This window comes from Mycobacterium sp. NGS41, assembly GCF_059812725.1.
In genome coordinates, this window is record NZ_JCALDF010000007.1 from 80,998 (window position 1) to 97,314 (window position 16,317).

The 16,317-nt window shown below is 66.5% G+C and carries 17 protein-coding genes and 1 pseudogene; 9 read left to right on the plus strand and 9 right to left on the minus strand.

Translation table 11 applies throughout. The annotated features are described in order from the left end of the window. Nucleotide 1: 1 nt before the first annotated feature. Together AC5Y21_RS09165 and AC5Y21_RS09170 are read right to left on the minus strand one after the other, a co-directional pair. Nucleotides 2-1,312 (minus strand): class I SAM-dependent methyltransferase, encoded by a 1,311-nt coding sequence (locus AC5Y21_RS09165; RefSeq protein WP_499911519.1) that lies wholly within the window; start codon nucleotides 1,310-1,312, stop codon nucleotides 2-4. Continuing rightward, nucleotides 1,309-2,700, minus strand: coding sequence for an FAD-binding oxidoreductase (locus AC5Y21_RS09170; RefSeq protein WP_499911788.1), 1,392 nt, complete (start codon nucleotides 2,698-2,700; stop codon nucleotides 1,309-1,311). The genes AC5Y21_RS09165 and AC5Y21_RS09170 overlap by 4 nt, the downstream gene beginning before the upstream one ends. A gap of 79 nt (nucleotides 2,701-2,779) precedes the next feature. Between AC5Y21_RS09170 and AC5Y21_RS09175 the strand changes: the two genes are divergently transcribed. Then, entirely contained in the window at nucleotides 2,780-3,220 is a 441-nt protein-coding gene (locus AC5Y21_RS09175) for an SRPBCC family protein (RefSeq protein ID WP_499911521.1), read from the plus strand. A 65-nt stretch (nucleotides 3,221-3,285) separates the two neighbouring features. Here the strand turns inward: AC5Y21_RS09175 and AC5Y21_RS09180 are convergent, their stop codons facing one another. Beyond that, nucleotides 3,286-4,068 carry an Rv3717 family N-acetylmuramoyl-L-alanine amidase gene (locus AC5Y21_RS09180; protein WP_499911523.1) on the minus strand — a complete coding sequence of 261 codons (783 nt, stop codon included), beginning with the start codon at nucleotides 4,066-4,068 and terminating at the stop codon, nucleotides 3,286-3,288. Nucleotides 4,069-4,166: 98 nt separating this feature from the next. On the opposite strand from AC5Y21_RS09180, the gene AC5Y21_RS09185 reads away from it, so the two are divergent. From AC5Y21_RS09185 to AC5Y21_RS09195, 3 genes and pseudogenes are all read left to right on the plus strand, one after another. Further along, entirely contained in the window at nucleotides 4,167-4,520 is a 354-nt protein-coding gene (locus AC5Y21_RS09185) for a YbaB/EbfC family nucleoid-associated protein (protein WP_499911524.1), read from the plus strand. Between the two features lie 11 nt (nucleotides 4,521-4,531). Beyond that, nucleotides 4,532-5,143 carry a recombination mediator RecR gene (recR, locus tag AC5Y21_RS09190; RefSeq protein WP_499911526.1) on the plus strand — a complete coding sequence of 204 codons (612 nt, stop codon included), beginning with the start codon at nucleotides 4,532-4,534 and terminating at the stop codon, nucleotides 5,141-5,143. Nucleotides 5,144-5,276: 133 nt separating this feature from the next. Further along, a pseudogene (locus AC5Y21_RS09195) lies at nucleotides 5,277-6,106 on the plus strand (type IV toxin-antitoxin system AbiEi family antitoxin). A 3-nt stretch (nucleotides 6,107-6,109) separates the two neighbouring features. On the opposite strand, the gene AC5Y21_RS09200 reads toward AC5Y21_RS09195, so the two are convergent. Together AC5Y21_RS09200 and AC5Y21_RS09205 are read right to left on the minus strand one after the other, a co-directional pair. After that, the gene (locus tag AC5Y21_RS09200; protein WP_499911528.1) at nucleotides 6,110-6,817 is read right to left on the minus strand and encodes a type 1 glutamine amidotransferase; all 708 of its coding nucleotides are present in this window, start codon (nucleotides 6,815-6,817) and stop codon (nucleotides 6,110-6,112) included. After that, nucleotides 6,810-8,039, minus strand: coding sequence for a MurT ligase domain-containing protein (locus tag AC5Y21_RS09205; RefSeq protein ID WP_499911530.1), 1,230 nt, complete (start codon nucleotides 8,037-8,039; stop codon nucleotides 6,810-6,812). Before AC5Y21_RS09205 ends, AC5Y21_RS09200 begins: the two co-directional genes overlap by 8 nt. Before the next feature lie 87 nt (nucleotides 8,040-8,126). Between AC5Y21_RS09205 and AC5Y21_RS09210 the strand changes: the two genes are divergently transcribed. Continuing rightward, a complete protein-coding gene (locus tag AC5Y21_RS09210; RefSeq protein WP_499911532.1) occupies nucleotides 8,127-9,116 on the plus strand; it encodes a DEDDh family exonuclease in 990 nt (329 codons plus the stop codon). Between the two features lie 19 nt (nucleotides 9,117-9,135). Here the strand turns inward: AC5Y21_RS09210 and AC5Y21_RS09215 are convergent, their stop codons facing one another. Continuing rightward, nucleotides 9,136-9,402, minus strand: coding sequence for a hypothetical protein (locus AC5Y21_RS09215; protein WP_499911534.1), 267 nt, complete (start codon nucleotides 9,400-9,402; stop codon nucleotides 9,136-9,138). Nucleotides 9,403-9,645: 243 nt separating this feature from the next. Between AC5Y21_RS09215 and AC5Y21_RS09220 the strand changes: the two genes are divergently transcribed. Together AC5Y21_RS09220 and AC5Y21_RS09225 are read left to right on the plus strand one after the other, a co-directional pair. Next, nucleotides 9,646-10,122: a helix-turn-helix domain-containing protein gene (locus AC5Y21_RS09220; protein ID WP_499911537.1), complete on the plus strand. Its 477-nt coding sequence runs from the start codon at nucleotides 9,646-9,648 to the stop codon at nucleotides 10,120-10,122. A gap of 44 nt (nucleotides 10,123-10,166) precedes the next feature. Further along, complete coding sequence (locus tag AC5Y21_RS09225; protein WP_499911539.1) at nucleotides 10,167-10,913, plus strand: sensor domain-containing protein; 747 nt, start codon at nucleotides 10,167-10,169, stop codon at nucleotides 10,911-10,913. Between the two features lie 20 nt (nucleotides 10,914-10,933). On the opposite strand, the gene AC5Y21_RS09230 is transcribed toward AC5Y21_RS09225, so the two are convergent. Both AC5Y21_RS09230 and AC5Y21_RS09235 read right to left on the minus strand, forming a co-directional pair. Then, nucleotides 10,934-11,449: a DUF4333 domain-containing protein gene (locus AC5Y21_RS09230; RefSeq protein WP_499911540.1), complete on the minus strand. Its 516-nt coding sequence runs from the start codon at nucleotides 11,447-11,449 to the stop codon at nucleotides 10,934-10,936. 86 nt (nucleotides 11,450-11,535) lie between these two features. Then, nucleotides 11,536-12,675 (minus strand): FHA domain-containing protein, encoded by a 1,140-nt coding sequence (locus AC5Y21_RS09235; RefSeq protein ID WP_499911542.1) that lies wholly within the window; start codon nucleotides 12,673-12,675, stop codon nucleotides 11,536-11,538. A 304-nt stretch (nucleotides 12,676-12,979) separates the two neighbouring features. Between AC5Y21_RS09235 and AC5Y21_RS09240 the strand changes: the two genes are divergently transcribed. Both AC5Y21_RS09240 and AC5Y21_RS09245 read left to right on the plus strand, forming a co-directional pair. Next, nucleotides 12,980-13,309 (plus strand): WhiB family transcriptional regulator, encoded by a 330-nt coding sequence (locus AC5Y21_RS09240; protein WP_499911544.1) that lies wholly within the window; start codon nucleotides 12,980-12,982, stop codon nucleotides 13,307-13,309. 22 nt (nucleotides 13,310-13,331) lie between these two features. Beyond that, nucleotides 13,332-14,078: a sensor domain-containing protein gene (locus AC5Y21_RS09245; RefSeq protein WP_499911545.1), complete on the plus strand. Its 747-nt coding sequence runs from the start codon at nucleotides 13,332-13,334 to the stop codon at nucleotides 14,076-14,078. 18 nt (nucleotides 14,079-14,096) lie between these two features. Here the strand turns inward: AC5Y21_RS09245 and leuA are convergent, their stop codons facing one another. Beyond that, nucleotides 14,097-15,920 carry a 2-isopropylmalate synthase gene (gene leuA / locus AC5Y21_RS09250; protein ID WP_499911547.1) on the minus strand — a complete coding sequence of 608 codons (1,824 nt, stop codon included), beginning with the start codon at nucleotides 15,918-15,920 and terminating at the stop codon, nucleotides 14,097-14,099. Nucleotides 15,921-16,317 lie beyond the last annotated feature (397 nt).

Genomic DNA, 16,317 nt, shown 5'->3' on the forward strand with positions numbered 1-16,317 from the left:
CCTATGGCGTCCACCAGGGCCGCAGCGGCAGGTTGTCGTCGCCCCAGGTGTCGACGTTGGCCGCCAGCACGTGATGCAGCTGAAGGTTGTTCTGTTCGAACGCGACTCGCGAAGCCGCCATGTACAGACCCCACACTTTGGCGATCGGCAGACCGACCTCCACGACGGTCTCTTCCCAGTGCGCGACGAGGTTGCGGCACCAGTCGCGCAGCGTCATCGCGTAGTGGTGCCGGAGGTTCTCCTCGTGCAGGACTTCCAAACCGACATCCTGGATGTCGGTGACGATGCGTCCCGAGCCCGTCAGCTCCCCGTCGGGAAAGACGTAGCGGTCGGTGAATCCGCCCGCGAAGGAAGTCGACCTGTTGTCGTGGCGGGTGATGCAGTGGTTGAGCAGCAGGCCGCCGGTGCGCAACTTGGACTTGAGGAAACCGAAGTAGGCGGGGTAGTTCTTCACGCCGATGTGCTCGGTGAGCCCTATCGACGACACGGCGTCGAACTCCGTCTCGCGCACGTCGCGGTAGTCGGAGTGCCGCACCTCGGCCAGACCGGTCAGGCCGTCGTTCTCGATCGCCTGCCGCGCCCATTTGGCCTGCTCGGCCGACAGCGTGGCACCGATGGCCCGGACACCGCGCCGAGCGGCGTAGCGCACCATGCCGCCCCAGCCGCAGCCGACGTCGAGCAGCCGGTCGCCGGGCTTCAGCCCCAGCTTCTCGAAGATCAGCCGGTATTTGTTCTCCTGGGCCTCTTCCAGCGTCGCCTCTGCCGTCGGATAGACCGCGCAGGTGTAGGTCATCGAAGGCCCGAGCACCCATTCGTAGAACGTGTTGGAGACGTCGTAATGGTGGTGGATCGCTTCGGCGTCACGGGTCTTACTGTGCATGAAGCCGTCCGCGACCCGGCGCCACCGGGGCGGATTCTCCTGCGGCGGCGGTGCCACCGGCACCAGATGCTCGACGCCGATCGAACGCACGACGTTGGCCAGCACCCGCAACGAAGGCCGCCTGAATTCGACCTTGTCGGTCAGCGTCTTGAGCAGCTCGTACGGATCTCCGGGATGTACGCCGCGGGCCTGCAGGTCACCCGCCACATATGCGCGGGCGATGCCGAGCTCGCCGGGCGCCGTGGCGAGATACGTGGCGCCGCGCGGCGTGCAGAGGTCCAGACCCAGCTCGGCGTCATCGCGTCCGGCGGTGCTGCCGTCGTAGGCGGTGAACTTCAGCGGGTGCTGCCCGCCCGCCGTCAGGATCTCCAGCACCTCGGCCATGCTGAGTTTGCCGGTGGTGACGCGCTCCTGTTGCTTGGTCGTCGTCATTGCCGCTGCACCGCCTTTGCGTAGAGATCGAGAAGACGCGAGTCGGGATCATAGGTCTTCTTCACGGTGTTGTAGGACTCCCCGCTGTATAGCTCATCAAACTCTTCGCGGGTGTAGAAGGAGTCGGAATAGAGCGACTTGTGGCCGTCGAGTTCACTAACCTTCGCTTCGATCCTCCGGTTGGTCGCGCCCTCATCGGCGCCGGCAGGGACCGAGGACCAGAACCCGATGTTGACGAAGGTGTGGTCCGGCCGGAGCGGATACAGCGGCCAGCCGGCGTGATCGCGCAGCCGCAGCGGGCATAACCAGACGGGTTCGATGGGCACGTTGTCCAGGAACCAGTTCAGGAACTCCTCGGTCCGTTCGATCGGCACCTCGATGTCCTGAACCACTCGCTCGCGCGGCCGGCCGTCTTCGAGACCAGATTTGCGGGCCTCGATCCGGTCGCCGATGCCGAAGCGCTGATCCAGGGCCACCAGCTTCCAATAGACGCTGCTGCGCCGGTACCGGCGTGGCCACCACCGCCGCAGTCGCGGGTTCTGCGCGCCGAACGCCCGTGAGCACCAAAACCAATCGGTGTCCCAGCGCCAGAAGTAGTCGTGGATGGTCAGCCGGTCTTCCTTGACGCCGGCATCGTGCTGGATGGACCGGTAGTAGATGTCTTTCCCGGTGTAGTCGCTGACGGGCCCAGGGGTGGTGGTCCGGCTGCCCACGCAGAGGTAGCTCTCGTCGGCGCTGAACACCACCCCGTCCAGATAGTGCACCGGTGCGCCCTCCAGTCCGCCGGTGTCGACGATGCGGGCCATCGCGGCGACCATCTCGGTCAATGAGTGAAATCGTATGTGCCGCAGTGTCACAAACGGCGCGACGGGCTCCAGCTCGATTCGCAATCTAGTCGAATACCCCAGTGTCCCATAGGAATTCGGAAACGCGCGGTAGAGATCGGAGTGCGTTTCGGGGGACACGGTGAGCAATTCGCCGGCGCCGGTGAGGATATCCATTTCCAGCACCGATTCGTGGGGCAGACCGTTTCGGAACGACGCCGACTCGATACCCAATCCGGTGACGGCACCGCCCAAGGTGATGGTCTTCAGTTGCGGCACCACCAGCGGCGAAAGGCCGTAAGGCAGCGTCTCCTCGACGAGAGTCTCGTAGGTGCACATGCCGGCCACGTCGGCGGTGCGGGCGTCGGGATCGACGCTGATGACACCGGTCAATCCGGAGACGTCCAGACCGGGTGCATCGCGTTTGGCGCGGGCGCGGAACAGATTTGAGGTCGGCTTGGCGAGTCGGACCGTCGATGTCGCGGGGATGGATCGGTAGCTCGCCAGCAACCGCTCTACGCCCGACGTGTGAGCCGACAGGGCGGATCTGGGGACAGGCACCACATATACCCTAGTCTCCGATGACACCGCGTGCACCCGCGCGCGAGCGACACCGCAATCACGAGACGAGGAGTTGCGCCTGATGGGACAGGTGAGCGCAGCCAGCACGATCTTGGTCAATGCTGAGCCCGCGGCCGCACTGGCTGCAGTCGCGGATTATCAGAACGTCCGCCCGAAAATCCTTTCCCCGCACTACAGCGAGTACGAGGTGCTCGAGGGCGGACAAGGGCAGGGCACCGTCGCCAAATGGCGGCTGCAGGCCACCGAATCACGCGTGCGCGATGTGCAAGTCAACGTCGACGTGGCGGGCCACACCGTCATCGAGAAGGACGCGAACTCGTCCATGGTCACCAACTGGACGGTGACTCCCGCCGGACCCGGATCCAGCGTCACCGTCAAGACCACCTGGAATGGCGCCGGCGGTGTCAAGGGCTTCTTCGAGAAGACCTTTGCGCCGCTGGGGCTGAAGAAGATTCAGGCCGAGGTGCTGGCCAACCTGAAGAAGGAACTGGAGGCCTCGTAGGCCGAGCAGACGCAGAATCGCCTGTTTCGGCACGAAACCGGGCGATTCTGCGTCTGCTCGCCGCGCTAACGCGCCTGGCCCTGGGTGGCGAGGAAACCGGCGATGCCGCGGACCACTGCGTCGGCGTACTTCTGCCGGCCTTCGGGGGACTCCATCAACGCCGAATCGGCAGGGTTTTTCATGTTGCCCAGCTCGACGAGAACCGACGGATACTGCGCCAAGTTCAGACCGGCCAGGTCCGAACGACCGTAGAGCCCGCTTTGGCCGATGTAGTTGGCGGGCGGAATCCCCGAGGCCTGCAGCTGGTCACGCATGATTCTGGCGTACTGCACCGACGGCCCCGCCTGTGCGGCGTTGAGCGGCGGTGCGGAGTAGTTGACGTGGAACCCGCGGCCGGACGCCGGGCCGCCGTCGCCATGCAGGCTGATGACGGCGTTGGGGTGAATGGCGTTGGCCATCTCCGCGCGTTGGTCGACACACGGACCCAGCGCGTTGTCGTTGGCGCGGGACATCGCGGTCCGGACACCCAGGGCGTTCAGCGCGGCGCGGACTCGCAGTGCCGTGTCCCAGGTGAAGGTGTGTTCCTGATAGCCGGTGTTCGTCGAGGTTCCACTGGCCTGGCAGTCCTTGGTGCCCCCGCGGCCGGTGGGCACCTGCCTGGCGATCGAGGCGTCGTTGGCCCCGTTGTGGCCGGGGTCGATGAACACGACCATGCCGGCGATGTTGGAGGGGGCTGCAGTGGCTGCCGGCATGATCGCCGTCGCAGCGGCAACAACTATGCCGACTATGCCGATGATCGTTCGTATGCCGACACCTGTCCCGACACGGGGGCCATCTGGTACGTCCACGGCGCAAAGGTAACGTCGCGCGGTCTACGCTGGGTGTTTCGAATCGCGCGACAACCGCAGGCGAAACCAACTCGAGACCAAGATGCGAGGGGACTGTCATGCAACCCGGAGGCGATATGTCGGCGCTGCTCGCTCAGGCGCAGCAGATGCAGCAAAAGCTGATGGAAGCTCAGCAGCAGTTGGCGAACGCCGAGTTGCTCGGGCAAGCCGGCGGCGGGTTGGTCAAGGTCCTCGTGAAGGGCAGCGGCGAGGTGGTCTCGGTGACCATCGACCCCAAGGTCGTCGACCCGTCCGACGTCGAGACCTTGCAGGACCTGATCGTCGGCGCCATGGCTGACGCGTCTAGGCAAGTCACGAAAATGGCGCAGGAGCGGCTGGGGGCGTTGGCCGGAGCCATGACGCCGCCGAGCCCGCCGAGCCCGCCGAGTGCGCCGGGCGTCGCCGGTCCCTGACTTGTACCGACATGTTTGAAGGACCCGTCCAGGATCTGATCGACGAGCTCGGCAAGCTGCCGGGTATCGGGCCGAAGAGCGCGCAGCGCATCGCCTTCCACCTGCTGTCGGTCGAGCCGCCGGAGATCGACCGGCTGACCGCCGTGCTGGCGAAGGTCCGCGAAGGCGTGCAGTTCTGCGCGGTGTGCGGCAATGTCTCCGACGACGAGCGGTGCAGAATTTGTGCTGATACCCGTAGAGATGCGTCTGTGGTGTGCGTCGTCGAGGAGCCGAAGGATATCCAGGCCGTCGAGCGCACTCGCGAATTCCGGGGGCGCTATCACGTCCTCGGTGGCGCGCTTGACCCGCTGTCCGGGATCGGTCCCGAGCAGCTGCGCATCCGTGAGCTGCTGAGCCGCATCGGTGAGCGGGTCGACGGCGTCGACATCACCGAGGTGATCATCGCCACCGACCCGAACACCGAGGGCGAGGCGACCGCCACCTACCTGGTTCGCATGCTGCGTGACATCCCCGGCCTGACGGTGACGCGGATTGCATCCGGTCTGCCGATGGGCGGCGACCTCGAGTTCGCCGACGAGCTGACTCTCGGTCGAGCGTTGACCGGCCGCCGCGCCATGGTCTAGCGCCTTCGCCGCGCCGCCGCGGCGCCGTGGCGTCCCGTCGCCGAGCCTGTAATTTTGCAGGCCGTTACTCGCACTTTCGCTGCAGATTTACAGCCTCGGCGAACTGTCGGTCCTCGCTGACAACATGCCAACCATGACGGCGGTGTTCATCGGTAGTGGGGAAGTGTCTCGGCATGAGCTGCAACGGTGGTATCGCCGCGTTTATCCGGGTGTCTCGCGCCGAAGGGTCATGACCTGTCATTACGAGACCGGACGACTGGCGCATGGTTGTGGTCCGGTTCCCGAGCGGTCATCGCTGGGGTCGGCGCTTCGGCACTGCACGGTGCGCGATGGGTCGACGCCGACACCCCGATCGAGCTGGTCTGGTCCAACACCAGGCCACCGCGCGGAGTTATCGCACGCGACGAGACCCTGGGTGACGACGAGATCACCCGCGCGCTGGGTCTGCCCGTCACCACGCCGGCGCGCACCGCCTACGACCTCGGTCGGCACCTGCCGCGCGGCCAGGCGTTGGCGCGGATGGACGCCCTGATGCGAGCCACGCCGTTCTCCAACGAGGACGTGCTGCTGCTCACTAAGCGTTACGCGGGTGCCCGCGGGATCCGGCGGCTGCGGACGGTATTGCCGTTGGTCGACGGCGGTGCGGCGTCGCCCAAGGAGACCTGGCTGCGGCTACTGCTGATCGATGCGGGCTTTCCCCTGCCGACAACACAGATACCTGTGCATGAAAACTGGCGACGGGTTGGCGTGCTCGATATGGGGTGGGAAGACTTTGGTGTGGCCGTCGAGTACGACGGCGATCAGCATCGCAGCGACCGCCTGCAGTACGTCCGCGATCAGCGGCGGCTGCGCAAGCTCGCGAAGTTGGGCTGGATCGTCATCCGGATCATCGCCGAGGACACCTGCGACGACATAGTGATCCGGGTGCGTGACGCGCTCTTGTCTCGGGGATGGCGGCCTTAGGCCTTAGCGCGCCGACAGCCGCTCGCGGCGCAGCAGCTCCACCTCGGGCAGCTCCAGCGGCGCCAGCTCCCCGACGACCTTGGAAAGCAGCAGGTCGGCGAGCTCCGGGTTGCGGGCCAGGCATGGTCCGTGCATGTAGGTAGCGACGACGTTGCCCTGAACCGCGCCGTCAATGCCATCGCCGGCCCGGTTGCCCGCACCCTTGACCACCGTGCCCAGCGGTGATGCCTGCGCGCCCAGGACGGTGCCGCCGCGGTGGTTTTCGAAACCGGTCAACCGCTGCGTCAAGCCGGTCAGCAACGGCTTGCTGACCAGCTCGCCGATGGTGCGGGCATCCTGCGGCGAAGTGGTCAGATCCAGCAGGCCCACTCCGTCGACCCGTTCTCCCGCAGACGTCTCGTACCAATGCCCGAGCACTTGGATGGCGGCGCAAATGGCCAGCACGGGCGCGCCCCGGGCGGCCGCGCGCTGCAGGCCGGGGTACTGCTGCAGGTGCCGGGTGGCCAGCCGCTGCGCGTAATCCTCCGCCCCCCCGAGCGTGTAGAGGTCCAGCGAGTCCGGCACCGGATCGGCCAGCGTGATCTCGACGACCTCGGCGGCGATGTCCCGCAACAGCAGCCGTTGACGCAGCACCACGGCGTTGCCGCCGTCGCCGTAGGTGCCCATCACGTCGGGCAGCACCAGTCCGATCCGCACTACTGAATCAGCCATGCCGCGCCAACCTCCGCTGCAGCTGAAGGAATGCGGTGTAGTTGGCGACGACTTCCACCCGCCCGGGCGGGCACGATGCGATGGCGGCCAGGGTGTCGTGCACCAGGGCGTGGTGCACACCCGCATAGCCCAGACGGACCGCGAGGTCGGTGCCGCGTTCGCCGGCGGCGACCACGGGCGTGTCCCCGAAGTGCTCGAAGCGCACATCCCACAGCCACGACAGATCCTCGCCGTCGGGAATTTGCCCGTTGACCGCGATGACCACCCCATTCGCATGCTTATCCACCATCGACAATGCTTCCTGCCAACCGGCGGGGTTCTTGGCCAGCAGGATCCGCGCTTCGTGCAGGCCGATGCGCACGGTCCGGTAGCGCCCGGCCACTTCGTCGACGGTGGATACCGCCGCGACGGCCTGAGCCGGATCGGCGCCCAATGCGACGGCTGCCGCGACGGCGTGGGCAGCGTTGCCGCGATTCACCGAACCGGGCAGCGCCAGGCGCATCGGCAGGGCAAGGCCGTCGGGCCCGTAGAGGGTGTCGTCGTCGAACCACCAATGTGGGCTGGGCCGTTTGAAGTCGGCGCCGGTGGAATACCAATCGCCGCCGTCGCGGACGATGACTTCGCCGCTGCGCGGGCAGCTGACCGAGTCGTTCGCCCAGGCGCCGCCCGCGGCAACCCACACGACGTTGGGGCTGTCGTAGGCGGCCGATGTCATCAGAACGTCATCACAATTGGCAACGACGGTCACCTTGGGATGCCCCGCCAGGCCGGCCCGCAGCATGCGTTCGATCATGTTGATTTCGCCGACGCGGTCCAGCTGGTCGCGGGAAAGGTTGAGCAGCACGATGGCCGTGGGTTCGACGGCGTCGGACACATGTGGCACGTGCATCTCGTCGACCTCCAACGCTGCCAGCATGGCCCGACGGTCGGCGGCCAGCGCGGCCACCAGGCCGGCGTCCATGTTGGCGCCCTCGGCATTGGTAGCCACTGCACCCAACGTGCCCAACGCCGCCGCGGTCATCCGGGTGGTCGTCGATTTGCCGTTGGTGCCGGTCACGATGACCGTGCGCCGCCCCACCCCGAGCTGGCGCAGCACCGAGCGGTCCAGCGTCATCGCGACCAGGCCGCCGATCATTGCTCCGGCCCCGCGGCCAGTCACCCGTGACGCCCAGCGCGCGCCGGCTCCGGCGGCCAGGGCCAGACGTGCGCGGGTGGTAACCACCCGCGCAGTTTAAGGGCGATCGGTTTAAAGCGCCGACACGATGCGCAGCGACCGGGCGATGTCGGTTGGACATGCCATTCTCAAGCCATGAGCCATACCTGGGGACGGCCGGCCAGCCACCCGGACGAGGGTTGGGCCGTCATCGACGTCGAGACCTCGGGCTTTCGTCCTGGTCAGGCCCGGATCATCAGCATCGCCGCCCTCGGGCTGGACGTCGACGGCCGAGTGGAGCAATCCGTGGTCAGTCTGCTTAATCCCGGTGTAGACCCGGGCCCCACCCATGTGCACGGCCTGACCACAGCGATGCTGGAAGATCAGCCGCAGTTCGCCGACATAGTCGGCGACGTGGTGGAAGTACTGCGCGGCCGCACGCTGGTGGCCCACAACGTCGCGTTCGACTACGCGTTTTTGGCCGCCGAGGCCGAGATCGCCGAAGCCGAACTCCCCGTCGACACCGTCATGTGCACGATCGAGCTGGCCCGTCGGCTGGACCTCGGCATCGACAATCTGCGGCTGGAGACGCTGGCGGCGCACTGGGGGGTGAGCCAGCGGCGCCCGCACGACGCTTTCGACGACGCCATGGTGTTGACGGGGGTGCTGGCCGCAGCGCTCGGCCGGGCCCGCGAATGCGACGTCTGGCTGCCGGTACATCCGGTTACCCGGCGCCGCTGGCCCAACGGTCGGGTGACGCACGACGAGCTGCGACCGCTCAAGGCGCTGGCTTCCCGGATGCCTTGTCCGTATCTCAACCCGGGCCGCTACGTCCGCGGCAGACCGCTGGTGCAGGGCATGCGGGTAGCACTGGCCGCCGAGGTAGGACGGACCCACGAGGAGCTCGTCGAGCGGATCCTGCACGCCGGACTGGCTTACAGCGACGACGTCGACCGGGAGACGTCACTGGTGGTCTGCAACGAGAGCGCGCCAGAGCAGGGCAAGGGCTATCACGCCCTACAGCTGGGGGTACCGGTGGTTTCCGACGCCCACTTCATGGACGGCGTCGGCTCCGTCGCCGGCGGGCGCGGCATGGAGGAATTCACCGACACCCGCATGGTCGACGAGCAGTTCGCCCTTTTCTAGAAACTCCGCGTGCAGCGAGTCACGAAGCCTGCGCGTAGAGGGCGGCGATGAGTTCGACCCACTGACGGGCCTGTTGGCGGCTGCGCACGTACAGGTGCCCGGGGATAGACGGGGTAGCCGGTTGCTGGACTTTCCTGACGACACGCGTGGTGACGTAGAACGACCAGGTGCACTGCCCGGGTGGTTTGAAGGCGCCGCAGATCTCGCTGCGGTCGGTGCCCAGCGCGCTGATCCGCTCGATGCCGCCATCTTCGGTACGGGTCGTGATGTGACCGGCGATCGTCATTGCCCTCGCCTTTCTGCTTGGCTCTGTAATTGCAACTTGGCTACGGTCAGGCATTAACCGGCAATTAGCAGCTAAGACAGGGCTATCTGGCGGTACAGAGTGAGCCGCGAGAGCGGCAGCAAATCGTCAAATCAGCGAATTTACCGCGCTGAAGTGGCTATTCAGCGAGCGCGCCGACCCCCGGGGAGCACCGCGCCGACTTCACCGCTTTTTACCGGCCGATGCGGCAAGATGGTGGACATCATGTTGTGGGAAAAGCTCGGCCACCAAGTCCGCGACCGTCGCGCGGAGCTGGGCTTGACTCAAGTGGACGTCGCCCGGGGTGGCGGTCCTTCGGTGGAGACGTTGCGTGCACTCGAGAACAACCGCTCCAGGCGGCTCAGCCCGCGGGTGCGCCGGGCGTTGGAGCGGGTTTTGCAATGGGAGATCGGCAGCATCGAAACGGTGCTGGACGGCGGTGCGCCCACCCCGGCGCGGCCCCGGCCAGACGCGGCCGCCGCCGACCGCTTCGCCATGGCCCGTCAGGTGCTGGAGATGCGGGCGGAGCTGGTCCGGCAGAGCCACGGCATGCAGCCGCGGGCCCGGGAAGGTCTGCTGGCCCAGATCACCCGCTCGGCGCGGCAGGCGGAAGACGGGATCATCAAGGTGCTGCCCTGGCTGGACGAGGACGAACGCGGCGAAGCCATTGCGCTGTTGGGCCACCTGCGCGCCTCGGTGTAGGCCCGCTGGTTTCGCCGTCGCTGTCAATGTGTCGAGGGCTTAACTTGGAATGGTCCGCCCGGGTCGAGCAAGGGGTCGTCGTGCGTGGTTGTGGCATCGGCGTCAGGTCGCAGTCGAAGGCGATGCGCGCTGGTGCCCTTGCCGTCCTGATGATCGGCGCGGCCTCGCTGCCGGCGTGTATCAGGCCGGTGCATCATGCGGATTCGCCGCAGGTGGTCGACCAGCTGGCCGGCATGTTGGCCGACGAGTCCGCGGTCAACGCGGTCCTGGGCACCAGCACGCTGCGGACTTACTACCGCTACCGCTCGCTGCCCGGATGGCCGCAGGGCGACGTGTATTCGCGCCCAGAATGCCTGGCGCTGACGGCCAATGCGATGGAACCGGCGTATAGCGGCAGTCACTACGGGGAGATGCGTGGAGCCCGACTCGACGACACGGACCTGGCCGCACAGCGCAATATCGACGAGGCGGTGGTCGCCTTCGATACCCCCGCTGCAGCGCAGGCGTTCGTTGCTGCGACGGTCCGGGCCTGGAAGCCGTGCGCCAATGCGGTTCTGACGATCACGTCCAAGGACAGGCCGACGCGTCGCTGGAATATGAGCAACCCGCGGGCGGTGGAGGGAGTGGACGTCGTTGACGCGGATCAGACGGACACGACCTCGGGATGGCGTAGCTCGCACGCGATGCGAGCGGCCAACAATGTGGTGATCGACGTGCGCGTCACCGGTTACGGCATCACCGACGAGGCGGTGCGGCTCGTCACCGCGATCGCGGGCCGCAACCGGTTGTGAAGCGCCGCAAGGGAACTCGACTACTGCGGCCGACCGACCTGGTAGTTGCCTGCGCGGTCGGTGAATCGGACGGGAAACTGCCATCGCACGCCGTCGACGGTCGCCTCGCAGGTGAAGGTGGCCCCCTTCGTGACCGTGGGGTTGTGTCCGCCGTTGCAGACGATGTTGTTGACGTTCTTGGCGCCGTAGCCGGCGGGGTCGGTCAGGATGCTTTCGACGCCCGATTGCGCCTGGCGGACGTCGAGTTGGCGGGTAAGAAACCAGCCGGGCGCGCCGAAGCCCAGTATCAGCAGAAGCGCGACGACGAGGGCGCCGAGCACACCCACAGTGAGCAGCATGGCCTGTTTCGAGTGCCCAGCCGGTGCCGGACGGTAGCCCCCGAAGCCGGTCGGGGCCGCGAAATAACCGGGCCCGGCGGGCTGCGGCGCGGAGTATTGCGGTGCGAACGGCGGCCACGGTGTAGCCGCCGAATGGGGTAGCGGCTGGCGGTACTGCCACGGCTGAAACGGGACGGCGAATCCGTGCGGCGCGCTCATGGTCCTACCTCTTCGTTACTTGTGCGTACAGCGAAACCGTAGCACTGCTACGGTTATAGAGCTACTGCAACAATAAGCGCGCTGCGCTAGCCCATCGTCAGTTGAGCGATGAGCGTCGTGAGCGCCTCGGCGGCATCCTGGGGGATGGGGCGGTCGGCCTCGGCATCTTCGACGACGTCGATCGGCAGGCCGACGGCCGTCGCGGCCTCTTCGAGGCTGATTTCGGCACGATGACGGGCTCCGTGCAGCCGCTGACCCAGCGTGGCCCGGGGCGATCGCGCGGCGCGGGTCATCAGGTCGTTGTAGGTGCGGCGCACGCTGCTCAGCGCCAAAACGACAGACGGCGTCCCTTTGGCATTGCGGGCTGCGTTGGCCGCCACCTTCTCGAGTTTGCGCAGGTCAGCGAGGATGCTGCTGGCTCTGGTCGTGAACTCGGGATCCGACGGCTCGGGCAGGGCGGTGACAGCCGCGGTGATGCTGTGCATGGCCAGCTCGACCGCCTCGGCCATCAGCGGTGCCCGGACGGTGTCGCTGAATGCTTCGGTCGCTCGGTCGGAGGGAACCGCCGCTTCCGCGCTGGGTGCGCCGAATGTGCCGGGTGCCGCGTCAGCTCCGCTGCGGATGCGAGCGATGGTGCCCGGGGGCCAGTCCAACACCTTTTCCAACTTGGACAGCGTCGCGCGTCGCGGCCAGCTGCGGCCCTTCTCGAACGCGATTAGCGTGCCGGCGTTGATGATCTTGTCTCTGGCCAGGCTGCGCTGCGTGAGCTCGAGTTCGTTTCGCCGCGCGGCCACCGCCCGGCCCGCGCGCGCGACCCCGAGATCGGTCTCGTCCTCCCACCATTCGTCCTCGTCGGGCTCGGCGATGTCGAGCACACCAGTGGTTTCCAAGGACAGATCGGCCACATCACTGGGCGTCACGCTGACCGGAATCCCGTCGGGGGCACCCAAATGAATAGTGGTGGGGCCCGTGATGAGCACCGAACTGCGGCGCACGCCGTCGAGGTACATGCCGTTGGTACTGGTGTCGATGGCTTCCCACCCGTCTCGTCGCGGTTCCAGCCGAAGATGCCAGCGGGAGATTCGGTCGTCGCTGATCCGCATCGACGCCCCGGCGTCTCTCCCGACGACGGCGACGCCGCCCAGCGGGTCAAAAGTCCGCGTGTCCGGCCCGATTGTTACCGCCAGGGCGGGTGCGGACGCCGTCGCGCCGTGGTCAGTTGTCACTGCTTACTCCCGTGGTCCCTGCATGCTGCGCTTACAGATGCTACATCTTTCCTAGGACACATACCGCCGTGAATCCACAGATCCGCTTCGATTTTTCTACGTCATTACGTCGCGCCGCAGGTCCACGCGACAGCTAGCCATAGCGCTTAAACCTCCTATTTCTGCTGGTCACTCATCCAAGATAGCGCCTTGCGCAGCCGTGTCGCCCACTTAGTCGTAGACGCTACGGATTTAGCGTTGCGCTACGGCACCGCTTCGGTTACAGTCGTTGCATCCTGCTTCGGAAAAGGGGGAGTAAGAAGCTATGAGTGCACCTGTGGCGCGACTGTGGCGGCCGCGCGAGGGGTTCGTTCCGGTCTGCGCCGCCGACCCGGACCGGTGGACCACCACCGCCCCCGACGACGAAGCGAAGGCGCTTTGCATCGCCTGCCCTCGGCGCTGGCTCTGCGCCCGCGAGGCTTGGGAATTGCCGGATGTCGAAGGACTGTGGGCCGGGGTCGTGATCCCGGAGTCCGGTCGGGCGCGTGAGTACGCGCTACGGCGCTTGCGTTCGCTGGCCGAGCACGGCGGCTACCCGGTTCGGTCGCTTAGCCGGACCCGGCATCGCATCGCCTCCCCTGACGAACTGGCCTAATAGGCGGAAAGGAAAGCTTCCGATGACCGCAGTCAACGGCACCCGGCAAACGAATCGAATCCGTGCCGCTTTGCGCGGTGTCACACTCGCCGCCGCGGGTCTGTGCCTGACATTGACCGGCTGCACGGTCACCACCTCCGGCCGACCCGCCGCAGCACCCGACCTCGGGCGTTGGCAGCCCACGCCCATCCAGGCCGCGCAACTGGACGGCCTGCTGCTCTCGCCGAGCGAAGTCAACGCCATTGGTGGATCGACCGACCTGGCGCTACGCAAACCGATCTCCGGAATGGCCAGTGACGACGACACCTTGATCGACCTGAGCTGCCTGGACATCTACTCGCCGATCGAACAGACCGTCTACCGCGACAGCAACTGGAACGCCGTTAGCGGACAGATTCTCAACGACGCCGGATCGCGCGGCAGCGCGCGACACACGCTGATTCAAGGGCTGGTCGCTTTCCCCGACGTCGCAGCAGCGCAGCAGTTCTTCCAGCAATCCAAACAACGCTGGTCCAAATGCGCCGGCAGGTCCGCGATCGTCCTCCGGCCAGGCCGTCCCGCGGCCGCATGGACATTCAGCGATGTGGCGACGAACGACAACACCCTGACCGCCACGCAGACCCCCAACGAGGGTTACGGCTATACCTGCCAGCGCGCGATGGGACTGCGCAACAACGTCATCATCGATGCGTTGTGGTGCGGCTTCGACACAACCAGCCAAGCGGGCCAGGTCGTCAGCAAGATCGCCGCCGCGGTGTCACACACCTAGCGACATCGGCGCGGGGAGCTATCGCGCGAGCGCCCGGTTCACCGCCGACACCACAGCCCGCAGCGAAGCTGTGGTGATCGACGGCGCGATCCCCACGCCCCAAACGGTGTGCCCTGCAATGGCGGCCTCCACGTAGGCTGCCGCCTGCGCGTCACCGCCCGCACTCATCGCATGCTCGGAGTAGTCCAGGACCGCAACCTCGAAACCGACGCTGCGCAGCGCATCGACGAACGCGTCCAACGGGCCATTGCCGCCGCCGCTGATCTCGGTTTCCACCCCGTTGATCTTGACCGTCGCGGTAATGCTGGTCGTGCCGGTGTCTTCCTCGGGGGCGTCGACGCGCTGCCTGATGCGCTCCAGTGGGAGTATCGGCCCCAGGTACTCCTCGGAGAACGCCTCCCACATCTCCTTCGGCGAGACCTCGCGGCCCTCTCCGCCTTCTCCTTCACTGATCTGCTGGATCACCCTGGAGAACTCGATCTGCAGCCGTCGCGGCAGGGCCAGGCCGTGGTCGGCCTTCATGATGTAGGCCACCCCGCCCTTGCCGGACTGCGAGTTGACCCGGATCACCGCCTCGTAGGTGCGGCCGACGTCCTTGGGGTCGATCGGCAGGTACGGCACCTGCCACAGGATGTCCTCGACGTCGGAGTCGGCGGCGTCGGCGTCGACCTTCATCGCGTCCAGCCCCTTGTTGATGGCGTCCTGATGGCTGCCGGAGAACGCCGTGTAGACCAGGTCGCCGCCGTAGGGGTGACGCTCGTGTACCGGCAGCTGGTTGCAGTACTCCACGGTGCGCCGGATCTCGTCGATGTTGGAGAAGTCGATCTGCGGGTCCACGCCGCGGGAGAACAGGTTCAGCCCCAGCGTCACCAGGCAGACGTTGCCGGTGCGCTCGCCGTTGCCGAAGAGGCAGCCCTCGATCCGGTCGGCGCCGGCGGCATAGCCCAATTCTGCTGCGGCGACGGCGGTTCCGCGGTCGTTGTGCGGATGCAGGCTGAGGATGACCGACTCCCGGTTGGCCAGGTTGCGGCTCATCCACTCGATCGAGTCGGCGTAGACGTTGGGGGTCGCCATCTCGACTGTGGCGGGCAGGTTGAAGATGATCGGGTTGTCCGGCGTCGGTTGGATGATCTCGCCGACGGCGTCGCATACCTGCTTGGCGTATTCCAGTTCGGTCCCGGTGTAGGACTCCGGCGAATACTCGAAGCGCCACTGCGTCCCGGGGTACTTGGCGGCTTCCTCGACGCATTTGCGGGCGCCGTCGGTCGCGATGGCCTGTACCGCGGCCCGGTCGGCGTGAAAGACGACGCGGCGCTGCAGGATTGACGTCGAGTTGTAGAAGTGCACGATGGCCCGCGGTGCTCCCTCGCACGCCTCGAAAGTGCGCTCGATCAGCTCGGGCCGGCACTGGGTCAGCACCTGAATGGTGACGTCGTCGGGAATGGCGCCGCCGGTGATGATGTCGCGGACGAAGTCGAAGTCGGTCTGGCTCGCCGAGGGGAACCCGACTTCGATCTCCTTGTAACCCATGCGAACCAGCAGGTCGAACATGCGGCGCTTGCGGGCCGGGCTCATCGGGTCGATCAGCGCTTGATTGCCGTCGCGCAGGTCTACTGCGCACCACAGCGGAGCGCGACTGATGACGCGGTCCGGCCAGGTGCGGTCGGCGAGGGTGACGGGCTCGACTTCGTCGGCGAACGGCCGGTACCGGTGGATCGGCATCGACGTACCCCGTTGGGGATTCCATACGGGCTGACCAGGCCTGCGCGGCCCGGAAGGTTTTACTACAGCGCGAGCTTTAGCAGACTCGGTATACGCGTCGGGTGAATCAGAAATAGTCACGGTATTTGCTCCGGGGATGTGAGAAGGAACCTCAGACCAGCGCATCGCCACCGCCCGCGACGGGAAGCCGGTCTGGATCAGACCCCGTCGCGGCGTCCGAGGAGGAGCACCCGCTGCACGTTGTGCACTCTACCGCGATCCGCTCCGTGGCCAAAACCCGCGGTCGAGCCACCGGTACCCGGGGCCTGAGTGTGAAGTGACGGCTTTCAGCGTGAAGTTACGGCGTTCAGGGTGAACGTAGGGCGGGCATCGGCGCTAATTTCCGCCCAGGCGTAACGCGCAACGCCGTGCCTTCACCCGCGACGCCGTGGCTTCACGCGCAATGCCACCAGCTCACACTGGACGCCGCAGGCGCGCTTTAGAATCCCTCAGCTCGCACTCCATTCCCTGATACGCG

What these genes read in the sequence shown, in the direction of transcription:
- AC5Y21_RS09245 (WP_499911545.1), top strand. Translation starts at nt 13,332, where the DNA reads ATGACCGCAGTCAACGGCACCCGGCAAACGAATCGAATCCGTGCCGCT.
- recR (WP_499911526.1), top strand. Translation starts at nt 4,532, where the DNA reads ATGTTTGAAGGACCCGTCCAGGATCTGATCGACGAGCTCGGCAAGCTG.
- AC5Y21_RS09220 (WP_499911537.1), top strand. Translation starts at nt 9,646, where the DNA reads ATGTTGTGGGAAAAGCTCGGCCACCAAGTCCGCGACCGTCGCGCGGAG.
- AC5Y21_RS09230 (WP_499911540.1), bottom strand. Translation starts at nt 11,449, where the DNA reads ATGAGCGCGCCGCACGGATTCGCCGTCCCGTTTCAGCCGTGGCAGTAC.
- AC5Y21_RS09175 (WP_499911521.1), top strand. Translation starts at nt 2,780, where the DNA reads ATGGGACAGGTGAGCGCAGCCAGCACGATCTTGGTCAATGCTGAGCCC.
- AC5Y21_RS09185 (WP_499911524.1), top strand. Translation starts at nt 4,167, where the DNA reads ATGCAACCCGGAGGCGATATGTCGGCGCTGCTCGCTCAGGCGCAGCAG.
- AC5Y21_RS09165 (WP_499911519.1), bottom strand. Translation starts at nt 1,312, where the DNA reads ATGACGACGACCAAGCAACAGGAGCGCGTCACCACCGGCAAACTCAGC.
- AC5Y21_RS09215 (WP_499911534.1), bottom strand. Translation starts at nt 9,402, where the DNA reads ATGACGATCGCCGGTCACATCACGACCCGTACCGAAGATGGCGGCATC.
- AC5Y21_RS09210 (WP_499911532.1), top strand. Translation starts at nt 8,127, where the DNA reads ATGAGCCATACCTGGGGACGGCCGGCCAGCCACCCGGACGAGGGTTGG.
- AC5Y21_RS09200 (WP_499911528.1), bottom strand. Translation starts at nt 6,817, where the DNA reads ATGGCTGATTCAGTAGTGCGGATCGGACTGGTGCTGCCCGACGTGATG.
- AC5Y21_RS09240 (WP_499911544.1), top strand. Translation starts at nt 12,980, where the DNA reads ATGAGTGCACCTGTGGCGCGACTGTGGCGGCCGCGCGAGGGGTTCGTT.